This window comes from Dictyobacter halimunensis (assembly GCF_036245075.1).
Map to the genome: position 1 here is coordinate 2,555,802 of NZ_BSRI01000002.1, position 17,062 is coordinate 2,572,863.

Annotated in this window: 15 protein-coding genes; 4 read left to right on the plus strand and 11 right to left on the minus strand. The window is 53.9% G+C overall.

Going from position 1 to position 17,062, the window contains the following annotated elements:
* Nucleotides 1–14: 14 nt before the first annotated feature.
* The 8 genes from AABA21_RS24650 to AABA21_RS24685 form a co-directional block, all read right to left on the minus strand.
* Entirely contained in the window at nt 15–1,832 is a 1,818-nt protein-coding gene (locus AABA21_RS24650) for an NAD(P)/FAD-dependent oxidoreductase (protein WP_338254365.1), read from the minus strand.
* A 382-nt stretch (nt 1,833–2,214) separates the two neighbouring features.
* Nucleotides 2,215–2,541 (minus strand): hypothetical protein, encoded by a 327-nt coding sequence (locus tag AABA21_RS24655; protein ID WP_338254367.1) that lies wholly within the window; start codon nt 2,539–2,541, stop codon nt 2,215–2,217.
* A gap of 296 nt (nt 2,542–2,837) precedes the next feature.
* The gene (locus AABA21_RS24660; RefSeq protein ID WP_338254369.1) at nt 2,838–3,503 is read right to left on the minus strand and encodes a response regulator; all 666 of its coding nucleotides are present in this window, start codon (nt 3,501–3,503) and stop codon (nt 2,838–2,840) included.
* Between the two features lie 50 nt (nt 3,504–3,553).
* Nucleotides 3,554–4,753, minus strand: coding sequence for a GAF domain-containing sensor histidine kinase (locus AABA21_RS24665; protein ID WP_338254370.1), 1,200 nt, complete (start codon nt 4,751–4,753; stop codon nt 3,554–3,556).
* Between the two features lie 30 nt (nt 4,754–4,783).
* Nucleotides 4,784–7,219, minus strand: coding sequence for an ATP-dependent helicase (locus tag AABA21_RS24670; RefSeq protein WP_338254371.1), 2,436 nt, complete (start codon nt 7,217–7,219; stop codon nt 4,784–4,786).
* Nucleotides 7,220–7,449: 230 nt separating this feature from the next.
* A complete protein-coding gene (locus AABA21_RS24675) occupies nt 7,450–8,016 on the minus strand; it encodes a hypothetical protein (RefSeq protein WP_338254372.1) in 567 nt (188 codons plus the stop codon).
* 15 nt (nt 8,017–8,031) lie between these two features.
* Complete coding sequence (locus AABA21_RS24680) at nt 8,032–9,588, minus strand: hypothetical protein (RefSeq protein WP_338254373.1); 1,557 nt, start codon at nt 9,586–9,588, stop codon at nt 8,032–8,034.
* A complete protein-coding gene (locus tag AABA21_RS24685; RefSeq protein WP_338254374.1) occupies nt 9,588–9,926 on the minus strand; it encodes a hypothetical protein in 339 nt (112 codons plus the stop codon). The genes AABA21_RS24680 and AABA21_RS24685 overlap by 1 nt, the downstream gene beginning before the upstream one ends.
* A gap of 416 nt (nt 9,927–10,342) precedes the next feature.
* On the opposite strand from AABA21_RS24685, the gene AABA21_RS24690 reads away from it, so the two are divergent.
* From AABA21_RS24690 to AABA21_RS24700, 3 genes are all read left to right on the plus strand, one after another.
* The gene (locus AABA21_RS24690; protein WP_338254375.1) at nt 10,343–11,503 is read left to right on the plus strand and encodes a M48 family metalloprotease; all 1,161 of its coding nucleotides are present in this window, start codon (nt 10,343–10,345) and stop codon (nt 11,501–11,503) included.
* A gap of 33 nt (nt 11,504–11,536) precedes the next feature.
* Complete coding sequence (locus tag AABA21_RS24695; protein ID WP_338254376.1) at nt 11,537–12,295, plus strand: DUF554 domain-containing protein; 759 nt, start codon at nt 11,537–11,539, stop codon at nt 12,293–12,295.
* Between the two features lie 211 nt (nt 12,296–12,506).
* The gene (locus tag AABA21_RS24700; protein WP_338254377.1) at nt 12,507–13,385 is read left to right on the plus strand and encodes a PHP domain-containing protein; all 879 of its coding nucleotides are present in this window, start codon (nt 12,507–12,509) and stop codon (nt 13,383–13,385) included.
* Nucleotides 13,386–13,502: 117 nt separating this feature from the next.
* Here the strand turns inward: AABA21_RS24700 and AABA21_RS24705 are convergent, their stop codons facing one another.
* Nucleotides 13,503–14,597 carry a hypothetical protein gene (locus AABA21_RS24705; protein ID WP_338254378.1) on the minus strand — a complete coding sequence of 365 codons (1,095 nt, stop codon included), beginning with the start codon at nt 14,595–14,597 and terminating at the stop codon, nt 13,503–13,505.
* Between the two features lie 387 nt (nt 14,598–14,984).
* On the opposite strand from AABA21_RS24705, the gene AABA21_RS24710 reads away from it, so the two are divergent.
* Nucleotides 14,985–16,460 carry a TolB-like translocation protein gene (locus tag AABA21_RS24710; protein WP_338254379.1) on the plus strand — a complete coding sequence of 492 codons (1,476 nt, stop codon included), beginning with the start codon at nt 14,985–14,987 and terminating at the stop codon, nt 16,458–16,460.
* Here the strand turns inward: AABA21_RS24710 and purN (AABA21_RS24715) are convergent.
* A complete protein-coding gene (gene purN / locus AABA21_RS24715) occupies nt 16,378–16,704 on the minus strand; it encodes a phosphoribosylglycinamide formyltransferase (RefSeq protein ID WP_338254380.1) in 327 nt (108 codons plus the stop codon). The two genes, AABA21_RS24710 and purN (AABA21_RS24715), sit on opposite strands and share 83 nt — an antisense overlap.
* Nucleotides 16,667–17,062 (minus strand): phosphoribosylglycinamide formyltransferase, encoded by a 396-nt coding sequence (purN, locus tag AABA21_RS24720; RefSeq protein WP_338254381.1) that lies wholly within the window; start codon nt 17,060–17,062, stop codon nt 16,667–16,669. The genes purN (AABA21_RS24715) and purN (AABA21_RS24720) overlap by 38 nt, the downstream gene beginning before the upstream one ends.

The window sequence follows — 17,062 nt, forward strand, 5'->3', positions numbered from 1 at the left end:
ATCCGGCCCTGTCTTTAATCGATATCTGGCGATTGATCAATATAGGCCCAGAGTTTATAGTGGAGTTGTTTCTTTTCGTTTTCTCGCGCCGGGATGGCTGGCTCACGCGCGTCTAGCGGGAACCGATGCCCCTGGGGTGGTGTGACAGGGCCATCCATCAGAGGTCGGCCCGGGCCCATATATGACCGGGAGATATCGTTGTCGGCCATCACGATCAGGCTTTGGTTACCACTGAGTGAGACGTCCGGCAGGTTGCCGGTAAAGGGATTGATCTCGTCCTCGTTATGTATGACCGGCATGACCGCTCTGTTAGCGGCTTGCTCGATGGCGCGTTGGGGTAATGGACCTGTCTGCGGCAGGCGTGGCGCCGGTAACTGCGTGGGCATGCGTTGACTCATCTGCCGCGGCTCGGGTGATGTGAGGTAATTACCCTCGGTGGGCACGTTCGCTGGTGCGCGCCTCTCTTCACCTCCTAGCAAGACGGGCAGTTTCTGCTCGATCAGATGTCTGGTGGCCCGTGAACGTTGATGCGAGAGATAGGCACGCGAGTCAAATTGACCCTTGAGCAAGGGCTTGACGATGTTACGGACGGAGATACCCTCGTCCATCAGTCGTTTGATGGCCAGGCTGTCGGGTTGGGCGCTACCCAGCGAGAGATAGCCTACCAGCCGATCATCTAACATTGTCATGCGTCGATATCCGCCCTGGCTGGTGTCGGTCAGAGTTGTCAGGCGTGGATCTTTGCTAATCGGTTCACCGACCGTGAGCATTGACAGCTCTCCCAGGTGGGTGGCATGCCAGTGGACCCCGAATGGCTGCTGGGCCAGCTCTTTGTGACCTACCATCATTGAGCCGGCGATGCGGCCCTGGGCGACGGCGGCATACCATTGCGCGCGCGGCTCGTAGTTTCCGGTCTGCGGATTTTTGAGTGCAGCCACATCTCCCGCGGCATAGATATCGCGCACGCTGGTGCGCAGTTTGTCGTCCACCATGATGCCGTTTTTGTGCATCATAGGGACCGAACAGCTTATGGCCAGCTGAGTTGCGGCCTGCGTACCTGTGCAACTGAGAACCATCTGACAGGGGAGCATCTCTTGATGGTTCGTGATTACCCCCGCTACGGCCCCTACACGCCCTACAATGCCCGTGACTTCGGTTTCCAGGTGTACAGTCGCACCGGACCGGCGAACGTTGTTCAGCACGATCTCAGAGGCATATTCGTCCAGCACTTTGCCCATGAAGGTTTTGCCGCGAATGAGCCAGTGGACGTGAATACCCCAATAGAGCAGACCCATGACGGTCTCGATGGCGTGTACACCGCCACCAATGACGACCGCCTCACTGACCTCACCCAGTCGCCGCCGTAAGTCGAGGTAATCCTGCAGGCGATGCAATGTGAGCACCCCATCGAAGTTGCGGCCGGGAGTGCTTCTGGGTAGTCCCTGGGGAGAGCTACCGGTGGCGATCAGGAGGCTATCATAACCAAAGCCACGGTTACCACTCAGGGTGACGTATTTGCTCTGGGCATGAATCTCTGTTACCCGCGAGTTCACGATATGGATACGCTCCGTGCGTTCGGTGCCTGCTGGATAAGCCAGCAACTGCTCACGTGTAAGTTTGCCTACCGCAAATTGTTTGAGCGCAGGTGTATTGATTGTGGGATGGATCTGATCGGTTATGATTACGATGCGCTTCTCAGGCGCGAGGCGGCGAGCTTCGATCGCGGCCGTCAGGCCCGCGATGCCGTTGCCAATGATCACAACCTCTCCATGATCAAGTGTTGGAGTCTGCCTCTGCTGGGCTGGTAAATATCTTCTATCTGAATCGTTCATCACAATCTCACATCCTGACCACACACGAATAAAATATACGAGCGTCTACATATGACTTATAGAAACCCGGGTCTGCGGGATTCACAGGGGCGGCCCCTCTGCACTCCCTAAGCGGGAGGTGCAGGAGGGCGGCGAGCCCTCCTGCTGGGGTGTGGGGTGTCCCCACAAAACCTCTTTTTCTCTTTTTTCGCGCCGCCGCAGGCGGCGCAAGGGCAGAAAAGAGAGTGTGGGGACACCCTACACCCCGGCAGGGAGGACCCTGCACCCCTTATGTTCGCCCCTGTGGGCGGCCAGCCCCTGTGGGGGGGGCCAGGGGTCTCCCCTGGTCTCTCCCTCCAGTGGTGCCGCCGCAGGCGGCACCACTGGAGCCTGCTTTTATCTTTTAGTCCACATCGACCGCGAGTAACATGTTGTTGACGTGCATGAAATAGACATCGGTATGCGCATGCTCATTTAAATGGCGCCGCATATGCGATTCTCCCGCGATACAACGTTCATTACATTGGAAGTGCTCAATGGTACCGTTGGCTGTTTTCAGCATAAAACTGTGATCTGGATTTATACTGACGATAGTCCCAGCGGCGTGTTCCAGGCCGGCGGTATGTGTAATGGTTGGTCCTATTGCGAACACAATGCCAATGGTTATTAATGAGACAACGCCAATCAGCAGAATGACCGCGATAAAAGCTGTTAAGCGTGATTTGAGCATCTTCAGCTGTCCTGACGTTTATTAGCTAACAATGGAATGCTTGATAGGTAAATACAAATATTACATTGATGAAGGAACAGAAAACTATCGGCGTAGTCGCTTATGACTATGTGGTATTGTATATCATGCTGTTCCGGAGTTCAGGACTTCTCGCGAAAATTAGCCTAAATTTCTCACTGTCCGGTTAACGCGCAGCGAGGTGCGCGCTAGTAATGACGAGATCAGGAATAATTCGTAAAGTGGATCTGCGTATTTTAGGATGCTCTTTTATGGCTTAGATGCAGTTTGGCCGCCTTTTATTCGTTCAGGTTGATGAGTCCTCGTTGGGCGGCCAGGGCGACCGCCTCTGTCCGGTTGGTTGCTCCTAATTTACTCATAATTGAGCTGACATGAAACTTGGCGGTGCGTTCGCTGATGATCAGGTGGGAGGCGATCTCTTTATTTGGCATGCCCTGTGCCAGCAGGCGCAATACCTCTAATTCACGTTCTGTCAACTCTTCGACCTGTGGTATGGTGTTTGCCAGGCGCGGAGTGGTCCTTTGCTGTCCCACGTGGCGCAACAACTTGGAGGCGACCAGTGGTTGTAGCATGGAACCTCCCTCCATGGTAATGCGAATCGATTTGAAGATCTCGTCGCGTGGTGCCTCTTTGAGCAGGTAGCCATCGGCCCCGGCCTGAAGCGCATGGATGATTCTATCATCGTCGTCAAAGGCTGTGAAGACGATGACGCGTGGCCGCTGGGGCATCTGTGAAAGCTGGCGCATAGTCTCTACCCCGTCCTTGCCCGGCATTTCGAGGTCCAAAAGCAGCATGTCCGGCTTGAGGCGGGCGGTGGTTTGCAGGGCTTCGTCTCCATTTGCGCATTCGGCGATTACTTCAAAGTCGGGTTGTGTCTCCAACAGGGTATGCAGACCTTCGCGGACGATGGGATGGTCATCTGCCAGTATGATACGGATCATCATTTTGCCTTTCAGCTCTATTGTAGGACCGTGAAGCGGTGTGCGCCGACCAGTTAGTAGGGCACGGATACCTCAACGCATGTGCCCTTGCTCGGTTCACTGAAAATACATAGACTACCGCCTAAGATGCGAACGCGTTCCCCCATTCCTGTCAGCCCAAAGTGGCCCGTATTGGTGGGTACGTTATCTGTTTCAAAGCCGTTTCCATCGTCCTGGATGCTTAGATTAATCCATTGCTCTTCCGCGCTGAGCCGCATCGTAATGTGCTGAGCATTGGCATGCTTGCGGGCATTGGTTAGCGCTTCCTGGGCGATGCGATAGAGTCCTGCTTCGATACGTGCCGGCAAGGCGGGAAACTGTAGCATTGGCGTGTAGCTGTATTGTACAACAGGCAATGGCTCAGCGGTAGCCAGGGAGGCCAGAGCTTCGGGCAGCGTATGTTCCTGCAGCGGGGCGGCTCGCAGGTCCATGACCGAACGGCGGGCCTCCTCCAGATTATGGCGTGCCAGGCCGAGGGCGCGTTGAATGGCCTCATGCGTACGCTCGGGCTTCGTTTTGATCAGCGCGTCGGCGGTCTCCAGCTGTAAGGCGATAGCGGCCAATCCCTGGGCCATGGTGTCGTGGATCTCGCGGGCCAGGCGGTTGCGCTCCTCAATGGTGGCCAGGCGCGTGGCCGCCCGCGTATGCTCGGCCGACAGGCGCGCCCGCTGCAGGGCCAGCCCGATCTGGTCACTGATAATATGCAGGAGTTGCAGTTCGTCAGGCCGTAGCTCGCGCCAGTCCTCGCTGGCGACGTTCATCACCCCCAACAGGGTTGAGCCGGCATAGATGGGAACGCTGGAGTGGAAGCGCAGTCCCAGGGCGCTGGGATCGCTGTCGCGTTCGGCGTTTTTGAGGCGGCTGCAGCGGAGCACGTTGATGTTTGAGGCCCCCTCCATGCTGCCTCCCATAAAGGTGTCGAGGCACAGGCAGGAGCCGCACATGCGTTCGGAATGATCGGCCAGGTAGGGTGGAAGATGCTGTGAGGCGGCGACGGTGGGCTCCCCGGCGTCGTCGAAGATCCAGACCCAGCCTGTGCGCAGCCCTAGCAGCCGGGTGACATGGGCCAGCACCTCTTGCAAGGCGTCATGGACATCTACCTGGCGATTGAGATAGCCCGCGATGGCATACAGGACCGCCAGTTCACGATTCCCGTTGAGCAACGGTGAGGATTCAGTTGACTCGGTTGGTTCGGTTGATTGCTGTTGTTCCATGATCCCTACCTGAATGGTGTTGTTAGCTCGTCAGGAAAGCTTGTCCAGGCGCGCGAAGTCAAGGCTGAGGCGTTTCTTGCCGTGCTTGCCGGGGAACTGTACCTCTACGAATTCTGTACCCTCTTCCATCTCGCTTTTCAAGATGATGCCGTCTCCAAAGATGTTGTGGCGCACGCGATCACCGGGCTTGAAGCGCTGCACTTTGGGCTTCTGATTGGCGGGTTCTTCGCCTCCGAAGCCGCTTCCCGTGGGCAGGTTGCCCCTGCTCTTGGGAGCCGAGGGGAGCGAGGAGTAGCTGCGCGTGGCCGAATTGCCACTACCACTGCCCCGGCCGAAGACGCGGCCTCCGCTCTCTCCATATGGATCCTGGTTAAAGTCGTCTTCCCAGCTGTGTTCCCGGTAGCCCTGCTGGCGGTTGCGCGATGCCGTACCCTGTCCACCACCTGCTTGCTGTGCCGCGGCCCCACCACGTTTGATGATCAATTTGCCTGGAATATCGGCCAGGAAACGTGAGGGTTCGGTATACTGTGTTTCTCCAAATAGTGAGCGGCGGCGCGCCCGTACCAGGTAGAGCTTTTTCATGGCGCGGGTGAAGCCGACATAGGCCAGGCGGCGCTCCTCTTCTACCTGTTCAGGCTTATCGATCGAGCGCGAATGGGGCAGTGACCCCTCGTCCATGCCAACGATAAAGACGACGGGATATTCCAGTCCCTTGGCTGCGTGCAGGGTGATCAGGGTTACGGCATCAGTATTTTCTTCCTGTATCAGCGATCCATCTTCACCGGACTGCACGGTATCGGCGCCCCCGACCAGGGCAACGTTCTCCAGGAAGAGCTCCAGGGCTGCGTTGGTCTCGATCTCGGAGTAGTCCTCGGCCACCCGGCGCAGCTCCAGGACGTTGCCCCAGCGGTCTAGCTCCTCGCCTTCGGAGGCGATGCGCAGTTCGGGACCATAGCCGCTGCGCTCGGCGATGCGGTCCAGCAGCTCGGGCAGGTGCAGCTCATCGATGGCTCCCCGCAGGTCGTTGATCAACTTGTAAAAGCCTTCCAGCGCGCTTTTGGCCGCTTTGCCCAGCGTGGGATGATACTCGATGCTTTCCAGGGCTCGATAGAGAGAACTGCTCTGCCGATTGGCCCACTGCTGCAGCTCTCCCACTGTTTTGGGTCCAATCTTGCGGTTGGGAACGTTGATGACGCGCAGCAGGCTTAGATCATCATTGGGATTGGCCAGCAGGCGCATATATGCCAGCATATCTTTGATCTCTTTACGATCATAGAATTTGCGGCTGCCGATCACTTTGTATGGGATGTTCATGCGCAGGAATTGCTCTTCCAGGGCGCGTGACTGGGCGTTGGTGCGATACATCACGGCGACATCGGTGCGCTTATCAATCTCACCACGGGCCAGCAGGCGTATGATCTCCTGAGCCGTGTAGAGGCCCTCCTGCTCCTCATTGTAGGCCTCGTGCACAACGATCTTTTCACCGTTGCCCTGCGCGGTCCACAGCTTCTTATCCTTGCGCAGGCTGTTGCGCTTAACGATGCCCTGCGCCGCGTCCAGGATGGTCTGGGTGGAGCGATAGTTCTGCTCCAATAGCAGGATTCTTGTCTGGGGAAAGTCGCGCTCAAAGCGTAGTACGTTCTCGGCGCTGGCCCCACGCCAGGTATAGATCATCTGGTCATCGTCGCCGACCACACAGACATTGCCCAATCCGCTATGCTCGCTATCGGTTCCATAACCCAGCAGGCGAATGAGCTTATACTGGGGCAGATTGCAATCCTGGAACTCATCAACGTGAATGTAATGCCAGCGTCGCTGATAGCGCTTCAAGACTTCGGGCTCGCGCCTCCACAACTGCTCCGTTAGCATGATCAGATCATCAAAATCGACGCTGTTATTCTTGCGCATCATCTTTTGATACTCTTTGTAGACGCGCGCGGCAACCTCTTCCACATATTTCGTGGCCATCTCGGCCATCTGGTCGGGACCCTGCATGTCGTTTTTGGCGCGTGAGATCAGGGCCTGAATGGTGTTTGGACGATATTGTTTTTCATCCAGGTTGAGCTCTTTGATGGCCTTCTTGAGCAAGGTATTCTGGTCGTCAGTGTCCAGAATGACGAATGAGCGCGAGAGCCCCAGGGGAGCCAGGTGGTCGGCCTCGGTGCGCAGCACGCGGGCACAGATAGCATGGAAGGTGCCGATCATCATCTCTTTAGATTCGTTGATCCCAACCAGCTTCTCCATGCGCTCGCGCATCTCGCGGGCCGCCTTATTGGTAAAGGTAACGGCCAGGATGCGCCAGGGCGAAACCTGCTGCTCTCGCACAAGATAAGCAATACGATGGGTGATTACGCGTGTCTTGCCGCTACCGGGACCCGCCAGAATTAACACCGGTCCCTCCGTCGTCGTAACGGCCTCCTGCTGAGGTTGATTAAGGCCTCCCAATAGATCTTGCTGTTCCAACATCAGTCATCACCCTCCATATCGCGAAAATAATCAGGAATGTATATCTGGAAAAAATTAAAATTGCATAGCAATGGATTTGTCGGTTGGTCACAGATAGCGGTCAATTGAATCGACGCTATTGTACCACAGATGCACACCCTGCTGGGATAATTCGTGTGTCACAACTGTGAGGAAACTGTGAGTTTTTCTGCTCTATTCGGCCCCCCTACCAGAAGATGAGTTAAACAGCGCTATGTTCTTGATGGCGCAGCCCAGCGTATGGTACGTTTTTCTTCAGACGTGATATGATCCAGACGAAAACCAATGACCTCGTTTTGCTCATTGAGTAGAAACGCCAGCGAATCGTCCACCTGGCAGATCTGGGTGGTTTGAACTGGAGGAAGCGGGAACACAACGAGCAAGCTACCATGTTCTACCCAGCTCTGCGTCGGCTGAAGGCGCTCATCGATATAGCGCTCATCATTGCGCCAGGCTGTGCGTGCAAAGATGGGTCGCCCTTCGCTCGAAGCGGCCATTTCGGCGCTAAGCAGAGTCGTGCGACCGATGGTTTCGTCTTGCAAGACTAACTGGAGACTCTGAAACTGACCTGTATCTGCATCCAACGCAATATCAATGGGCGGCTTGCTCCAGTCGCCAGCTCGCCAATGTAATGGCACAGACAAATCAGCTTCGTTTTCCTCGTCTTTTGTTTCGTCTGTCACGACCTGGCAATTGATCAGGACTACCCCTTGCGCCGGACTGGTTATTTCACGCGCTACTTTTGTTTGTAGCTGTTCTATTTCAAGCACTTCGAGCATTTTTTCTCCCCTAACCTACGGTCTGTAGACGATATGATAAATTACGTGCTCATTTGTATCAATGCCTAATTCCCAGTGGTCAAGTTTGAGAAATTGTTTCCCTGTCCCCGGTTTCAGTAGACCTTTTTCCTGGGCATTTTTTATTACATCGGCGAGTGTACTCAATGGAAAAGTGTGGTTTCCCTTACTCAGTGTGTACTCCGCCAGGTGTTTCGTTGCATTGGCATTTACATAGTAGGCATTCTCCCCCACGCGCATTATAAAGTTTTTAGGAATAAGGGTGCGAGGCTGATTCGGGCCAAAATGCCATGCTTCCCACGGAAGGTTGGGGTGAAGAGCCGGTAAGTGATCGCCATTAAGGATCACTTTAAGCGCTTCCGGATCATAATTTTTGAGAATATATTTGAGTCTGTCTGCGCCATATTTATTTGAAAAACTGACCAGAGCTTGAATCTCTGTATGTGCCTCTCCTGCCGAAATTTTGCCCGCGAGCCAGTCCTGGATAATAGCTTGAATATAGTTTTCCACGCCTGGCTTGATATCTTGCTCTAGATTCTTGAAAACAGCCTGCGTGAGGCTCTTTTTGAGTCCACGCTCAACAATGACCTCACTATATTTCTCAGCCAGTTTTGACACAAACCTTTTCGTGAAGTTTTTCATGACTTGCGCGACGACGGTTTCGGTAATGCGTGTGACGGCCTTTTTCGCGATCTCATCGATCACCGCTTTGAGCCCAAATTTTTCCAGCAGCTTGATTACTCCCTTGCCGCCAAGAGCAACCACGTCCGCGCCCGGAACAACCATGCCGATATCCAGCACGATGTTAACGCCCATTTCAATGCCCGCCGCCCATTTCTCCTCGCTGGTTGAGTTTGGATCGGTGAAGACGACCGTCTCATCCGCGATATCTGAGAGACTGAACAGCCAGTTCTCGGCGCTTAGACCCCAGCTATTGAGCTTGTTCATGGCCCAGTTGACCGCCGAATAGATATCCGCGGCCCATTGGCTGAGTAGAGACTCCACGGAAGAGACCATGGCCAGGACATCACCTCCCAGATGAGCTATCCCTTTGACACTGTCTTCCGCGTCATTCAGGGCGGCACCGAAGTGGCCATGAACGAGATCGCTAAAGAAGCCGCTGGCATCATGCATCTCGCGGTTGAGTTGTCCTCGCATGTCATTAAAGACGGCGTGGATCGCGCTTTCACCATGCTCCGCGACAATATGCGGTGTCAGACGATCCAGCACCCACTGCTCGATATCGAGAAAAGGGGCGATCGGGCCCGAAATATAGGACGCGGCCTGGCGGATATCTCGGGCGCAGGTCTCGTAGAAGCTCGCTAATTCTCTCAGACGCCCAACGATGCCATCAACCCACTTGACCTGTTTGTTGATCATGTCGATGAAGGCGTTGGCTCCTAGACCGCTAAAGGTGGCCGTCAGGGTTGTCTGATGCTGCTTCAGGTTCCGGTTTGAGCCTTCGTAGAGATTGGCGATGTTGCGTACAATTGGAGCGGCATCATCAAAGGGTTGCGCGATCTTTTCAGTGAATGCATCCAGAGTGCTGCCCATCAATGACCTCCATGCTTTTGCTTTGGCTGGTCCGGTGGCAGGAAGGACTGCATGAACTCTTTCTCCATCTTGTCTATCTCTTTGACGATGCTGCTGAGAATCATGCTGATGCGTGAATCTTCGGTGTTTACGCGTTTGAGGACAGCATTCAGGCTTATCTGGCTTTCTTGCGCTAGATTCGCGGCTCCCGGTGGGAAGTTCAGGTAGGTATCGTCAAGCTGACCCATGAGGCTTTTGGTCTGCTCTGTGAGATGTTCTGTATCTGATTTGATCGCGTTTGCAACGCTGGTCATCGTATCTGTATCAATACCGAAATCGTCTGCCCTGTTCTGAACCACAGTTTATCCTTCCTGATCTATAAAAAGCGAGCACTAATAGTTACAAAAATAAATTTAAAAACAGCAATTTTATAGTGCTTAAATAAAAGCAGATCTATACATTAATAAAATTCTATCAGATTATTTGAAAAGTAGCACTTTCAACGATTGTAGCTTTACTTTGTAATTATCAAGTACATGAGGAAATCCTATCATAATGTAACTATAAACGATATGATGTACTTCACATTTATCAGCCTTTAAGCATGCATCGTGTTTGGCACTACGTTAACACGGTCCGATCGCTATACATATGGCTTAGTTTATATGCTATAGTTGTCTTAACAAGCATCTATTTTGGGATTGAGCAGCTTAAAGCAAGCTGCCCTCTTATAACTGTGATAGTCCACCAATCTCCTTTGTCGAAAGGTCCTGCTGTGCAACAGATTAATGCTGAACGGCAACAACGCCTGCGCTCCTACCATGCGGCACGCGGCACGCTGGTGCGCCTGTTAGGGCTCCCTCTTGCCTTTCTCCTGGGTTCTCTCATCTGTATCGATCCTGTTCACTCTATCAGCCTGGTGGGATTGGTGATCTCTCTATGGCACCGCTGTATAGGGCTACTGCTCTGGCAGCCGGTGATAAACTGGTACCCCGTGCCGATCTTTTTGAGCTACCTGCTGTGCATGCTGTGTCTGGAGGCCATCTACCTGCCCCTCTACAGCTATATTGATTGTGGCCTTAAGCGCTATCATCGTCTGCCGGCCTTTTCGTGGCGCGCCTGCTTTCTGCGCCATTGCCGCATCCAGGGACAACTGGTCGTCAAGTGGGCGGTGATGGTGCAGGTTATCTATCTGTTGTACGCGACGTTGCAGGATTGGTGGTGGTGTGGCTTCGTCTGTTTCCAATTACTGTTGGACATTTGCTGGGAGCAATGTAAACCGTTTATCCTGGCGCGCACCTATACCCTGACGCCGCTGGCTGATGGTGAGGTCAAGCAGCGTTTGCAGCAGTTGATGCAGCGTCTGTCAACTTCGGTGCGCGGCATCTATATACTGACCAGGCCGGGATCTAAAGTAGCGCCCAACGCCTTCGTGGTTGGCTGGGGCTGGACACGCCGGATCGGCATTGTACATACGATGCTGGAGCGCTTCTCGCTGGATGAGATCGAGGTTATCGTGGCCCATGAACTGGCTCACCACATCTCCTTCGACATCTGGAAACGCATCTTTGCCCGCTCGGGCGTGCGCCTGGCCACTTATTACCTGATTGCTATGTTGATGCTGGGATTGGTGGATATTCCGATCTATCTGTTTGATGGCTTCTCCGATAGCGCAACGGTCCCCTTCCTTTTGTGCCTGTGTGTGCTATCCTGGTTAATAACGACTTCAATTATGAATAGCTATAGCCGCTCGATGGAATATCGCGCGGATGAGTTCGCCCTGCGTACAACCGGCCTGCACCAGGCATTTAAGAGCGCCATGGTGCGATTAGCGAATATCAACGAGATTCTCGCTCATGAGGATAGCCATTCCAGCCATCCATCCATTGTGAGCCGTATTCGCCACGCTGAAGAGTGCGCGGCTCGCAATGCATGAAGACCATGATACCTGGAGGACTATATCTTTTTTATGACGGGAACATTGATTAATTTCGCTACCGTGATGGTCGGCGGGGTGCTGGGACTGCTGATCGGCGAGCGCCTGCCTGACCGCATCAAAACCATTGTCATCGCTGCCATCGGCCTGATCACCATCGTGATGGGTATCTCATCAGGCATCACGACCCGCAACGCCTTAATTCCTCTGCTTGCCCTGGTGATCGGCTCCGTCATTGGAGAATTGATCGATATCGATAGGAGGATCAACTGGCTAGGCGATTGGTTGAAAAAGCGCTTCAGCCGTGCCGACGATAGTCGACATAACATAAACTTCACTACAGCCTTTGTGATTGCCAGTCTACAATTCTGTGTCGGCCCCCTGACGATCCTTGGCTCCATTAACGATGGCCTGACCGGCGACTATCGCCTGCTCGCCATCAAGGCGGTGCTGGATGGTTTCTCCGCCATTATTTTTGCCAGCAGCTTTGGCATCGGCACCCTCTTCGCCGGCGCCACCATCTTAGTCGTGCAGGGCGGCATCTCCCTGCTCGCCGGACTGGTTAAGCCGCTGCTGGTCTCGGACCCACATCTCAGCATGGCGCAGCAGCCGCGCGTCATCGAGTTAGCGGCCGTCGGTGGAGTTATCCTCGTTGGCCTGGCCCTCAACATCCTCGACATCAAACGCATAAAAGTCGCCAACATGCTCCCCGCCCTGCTCGTTGCCCCCCTTCTAGTAGCCCTCCTCAGCCTCCTTCACATCCCCATCGACTTCGGCCTCAGCGCCCATTAAAGCGGGAGGTGCAGGAGGGCGGCGAGCCCTCCTGCCGGGGGTTGGGGGTGTCCCCCACAAAACCTCTTTTTATTTTTTTATGGAGGGCTGCGCTCTCCATAAAAAAATAAATCTGATTTCAACCCTTAAACCGATCTGTGGTACGATTATAAATAAGAAGAGTATCGGATTTAATCTACTGTCTATCATCTCTTTTTAAAAGGAGTTAATCTTGCCTCGTCTGACTACAACTGTAACTTTACGTCCCGATGATTCCATCGACCTGCACATGCATACAACTTATAGTGATGGACGTTGGCCGGCCCAACAGGTGATCGATTTTCTGGCCAGGGAAAAATTCAACCTGGTTGCTGTAACCGACCACGACCGTGTTGATAAAGTGGCTGAAATCCAGGCGCTTGGCGCGGCCCAACAGTTACCGGTGTTATCTGGCGTTGAGATGAGCACCGAATGGAACGGTCCCGTTGGCAATGGTCGCATGGGCGACATGCTCTGCTACGGCTTTGATCCTGAGCACAACGAACTGGTTACCCTGACGGAATCGATCGCGAAGCGCAAGCTAGAGAACACCTACGAGATAAACGAGAACCTGCGCCGCATGGGTTATGATTTTCCACGTCAGGAAGAACTGCTGGCGGACAACGGCGGCAAGCTCCTTTATCAGATGGATAATGCCATGCTGCTGCGTGAGCATGGACACGTGTCGAGCTGGTATGCTGGCGTGCAAAAGGTGAAGGAGGCTGGCTTTTATTCCGTGCGCTGCGACATGGCCGAGACCGTTGAGGCGGTCCATCGTAGCGGTGGTGTCTGCCTGATAGCTCATCCCGGCCGCCGCGAGGGCGGTTTTACCTTTTATGATACGGCCCTGCTCGATCAACTGCGCGCCGAGATCCCTATCGATGGCATCGAAATGTATCATCCTTATCATAGACAGGATATGGTCAAAACCTATATCGCCTATGTGGAGGAGCATAATTTGCTGGGAACTACCGGCTCAGATTCGCATTTTATCCCGGGTCGCATGCCCATCAAGCATCGTGCCGAGATCAGCCGCCGCTTCCTGGAGCGCGTGGGCGTTCATGTGGAATAGAAAACCAATAAAAAGCAGGGGCACCACTGCCAAATCATAGTGGTGCCCCTGCTTTTTATTGTATTGCTTTGGAAAGATCGGCCAGCTTATCATACCAACCTGACAATCCCCGGCGTGCTAGAAATTGTTGCCACGTTCCTCACGGCGCTCTTCACGACGCTCCTCGCGGCGCTCACGCCTCGCATTGGGATCATCATACTGCCCCTGATTGAAGCCCTGCTGGTTCGGATCATTATACTGCCCCTGATTATTAGCATAACCAGAATTGTTGTACTGCTGCTGCTGATTAAAGTTCTGGTTGTTGGGGTCATTGTACTGCTGGTTGTTAAAGTTCTGGTTATTGGAGTCGTTGTACTGCCCCTGATTATTAGCATAACCAGAATTGTTGTACTGCTGCTGGTTATTGTAGTTAGGATCGTTATACTGCTGCTGCTGATTATAATTCTGGTTATTGGGGTCGTTGTACTGCTGGTTGTTAAAGTTCTGGTTATTGGGGTCGTTGTACTGCTGGTTGTTAGGATCGTTGTACTGCTGGTTGTTAGGATCGTTGTACTGCTGCTGGTTGTTGTAGTTCGGATTGTTGGGATCGTTGTACTGTTGCTGGTTATTGTAGTTCTGGTTATTGGGATCGCTGTACTGCTGCTGGTTATTGTAGTTCTGGTTATTGGGGTCGTTGTACTGGCGCCGATCTTTCCGATCGTAGTTATCATCGGTATTATTATAATTGGGGTCGTTGTATTGTTGTTGATTGTCCATGTTCATACCTCCATTATTATAATTGGGATTGTTATACTGCTGATTGTATTGCTGCTGATTGGCCGCGTTCTGCGATGGGTCCGCATAGGTGTTATATGAGGCCATCTGCGAAGCGTTATTTGGCATGGCAGCACCAGCATTGGGATCGCTGTTGAGACCCGTAGCTCCATAATTGCTGAGGATACGGGCCGCATCTTGCTCGCGACCATCGGCACGTACAGAGACCACATGCTGACCAGACTGGAAGGCATTGTGATAATAACCCGCATGCTCCTGGGGCACACCGAATTTCATCAACTCCGATCCTAGATTGGTACCGGCCGTCTCTCCGCTTGTATTCGCGAGTCCGAGCTGATCCTTGGCGAATCCGGCCGAGTTTAGCTCCGACAGAGCCTGCTTGGCCTTAGCCTCCTCTTGAAAAATACCTATCACCAATGGATTTTGAGATGTTGTCATTGTGCCGTTCCTTTCTGCTTGCCGTGCTTTTATCACTTACAAGGTTATGGAACCCTGCTTTATTTCGCTAAAGCGATTTTCTATCACTTTTATGTTTCATAATACCATTTGTAGTATGGTGATCTATACAGGGGTTTACGATTCAAACACAAAAATAGTGTCAGTTTAAACGCAACCATACCTGTTTTTGAGCCCTACCACCAAACGCAACATGCCCTCCACCATATGTGCCAGGCTCGCTCCAGCTTTGCGCGCACGTCCCTCCAACGAAACCACCTTCCCCATTGGATGTGCATTATTAACAATGTTTATAATGTAAAAGGAGATTAAATGAGTTTAAGCGGATAAAGTTTGTCGGATCTTTTATTTTACAGGGAGCAGCGGTCTATGTTTCGTTCCCCGCTCATTCTGGTGTATGTAGCATGCGCATTGGTTGTTACTTGCTTCTGTCAATCTAGTGTCGATGCTCGGCCGATGCAGACCCAGGCCAGTGACAGCAATTGCCCGCCGCCGGGCGGCGCGCGGAGCGCGTTTATGCCTGCCCTTCCCGCCACGGAGCACCATCAGTATGTTATTTATACCCTGATGCGCGCCGGCCAGCAGTCCCTGGTGCGTTACGATCCGGAGAACGGGCAAAAGATGACGCTGGTGCAGCTTGATAGCGATGATTATACGGTCGATGCGCGCGTATCGCCGGATGGTGAGTGGATTCTGCTGAAGCGTAGCGCCTATCAGGGGCGGCAGGCGTTGCAACTGGTGCGCATCGATGGCAGTTATCTGCAGACCCTCTATTGCGCTCCCTTTATCTCGAATTTTCTGCTGTCACCCGATCAGCGCTATGTGGTGTTCGGCCGGCCGTATGAGAATCTGCGCTACAACGGCATCAGTACCTACAGCATAGATCTGCTCCGGGGAACGTTACGCCTGGTGCTGCGTCAACCTGTTGATCAGTCGGGCTATGAGCCTCTTAAGTGGGCCGGCAACCACAGCCTCTATATGACCGAGTCGCTGACCGGAGTCGGTGGTGGGGGACCCTTTCCGCTACGTGATCGCTTCAACCTCTATCTTTTGCGGGATGTTGGCCTGGATCAGAGCCAGCAGGCCACCAATCTAAAGCTGCTGTTGACGACACCTGATCCCTGTGCCTGCCTGGACATGGATGTGACGCCCGATAATGCTTCGGCGATCACCAGTACATGCACCATGGCCAGCGATAGTCAGAGCACCGCCCAGACCGGTCCCGCGCGTATCCAGATCCAATCCCTGCACGGTGGGAGCGCGCGCGTCATCTATAGCTTGCCTGACAGGGCGATTATCTATGTACGCGCCATCTCTCCGACTACCCTTCTTTTCGTGGTCGGCAATCTGCGCTACACGTTCGCCGCCAGCAGCTTCACGCTTGATCCCCATGATGAAGAGCAAAATGGACTCTGGACTATCCACACCGATGGTACAGCCCTGACGCGCATCAGTACCGCCGCTCCTGGCAGCACCAGCGACTTTCCCCAGTTTGCCTATACTGCTGACGGTATCCTCGCGCGTGATAACCACCACTATGTGGTCCTGAACCGCACCCCTGGCAGTCATGGTATTGCCAGCAGCATCGTCATCGGGACCCTGATCCCTCACAACAAACAAACCACCATCGAAACCACCCAACCCTCCGACCAACTCCACCTCATCGGTTGGGCCGAAACCCCATACGTTCGGACCTCGCATCCGATTTCCCCCACTCCGCGCACGATTCGCTCCCGGACCTTACCGCCGGACGAAAGCGTTGTTATTGGGTGGGGGCGACGAGACGGACTTGCTCGGCATAGGCGCGCACAGCCTCCACAATCAGGCGGTGCTCCTGATTCTTGAGCTTCTCTTGCAGGGTATCAGGGGTATCGCCGGGCTCGATTGCTACCTCGGCCCGGCCGATGACCGGACCAGCATCGACCGCCGGGATCACATAATGAATGGTGCTCCCGGTTACTTTCAAACTCGCCTCAATGGCCCGCTCGATGACGTGCAGACCGCGCAGGGCCGGGATCTCACTGCCATCGCTGGTGGTATACGTATCGCCGCTATCGTCGGGTAGCAGGGCGGGATGCAGGTTTATCATGCGCTGTGGAAATCGGGAAATGAATCCGGCACTCAGGATGCGCATCCAGCCCCGCCAGCACGATCAGGTCGGCCCGGAAGAGCTGGAGAAGTGACAGCATCTGCTGCTCCGCCTCCTCGCGCTTCTTCCAGGGAATATAGGCCGCCGGCAGCTTATGCTTGAGCGCGCGCTGCAATCCCTGGGCGCTGGCTTTATTGCTGATTACCAGTACAATTTCAACGCCGGGCAACTGCCGGCCCTCGACCGCATCGATCAAAGCCTGCAGATTGCTCCCGCTGCCTGAAATAAGCACGGCCACGCGCAGGGGCGCGACCGACTTGCTCTCCGACGGTTGGCTGCTATGTTCAATACCACTCAT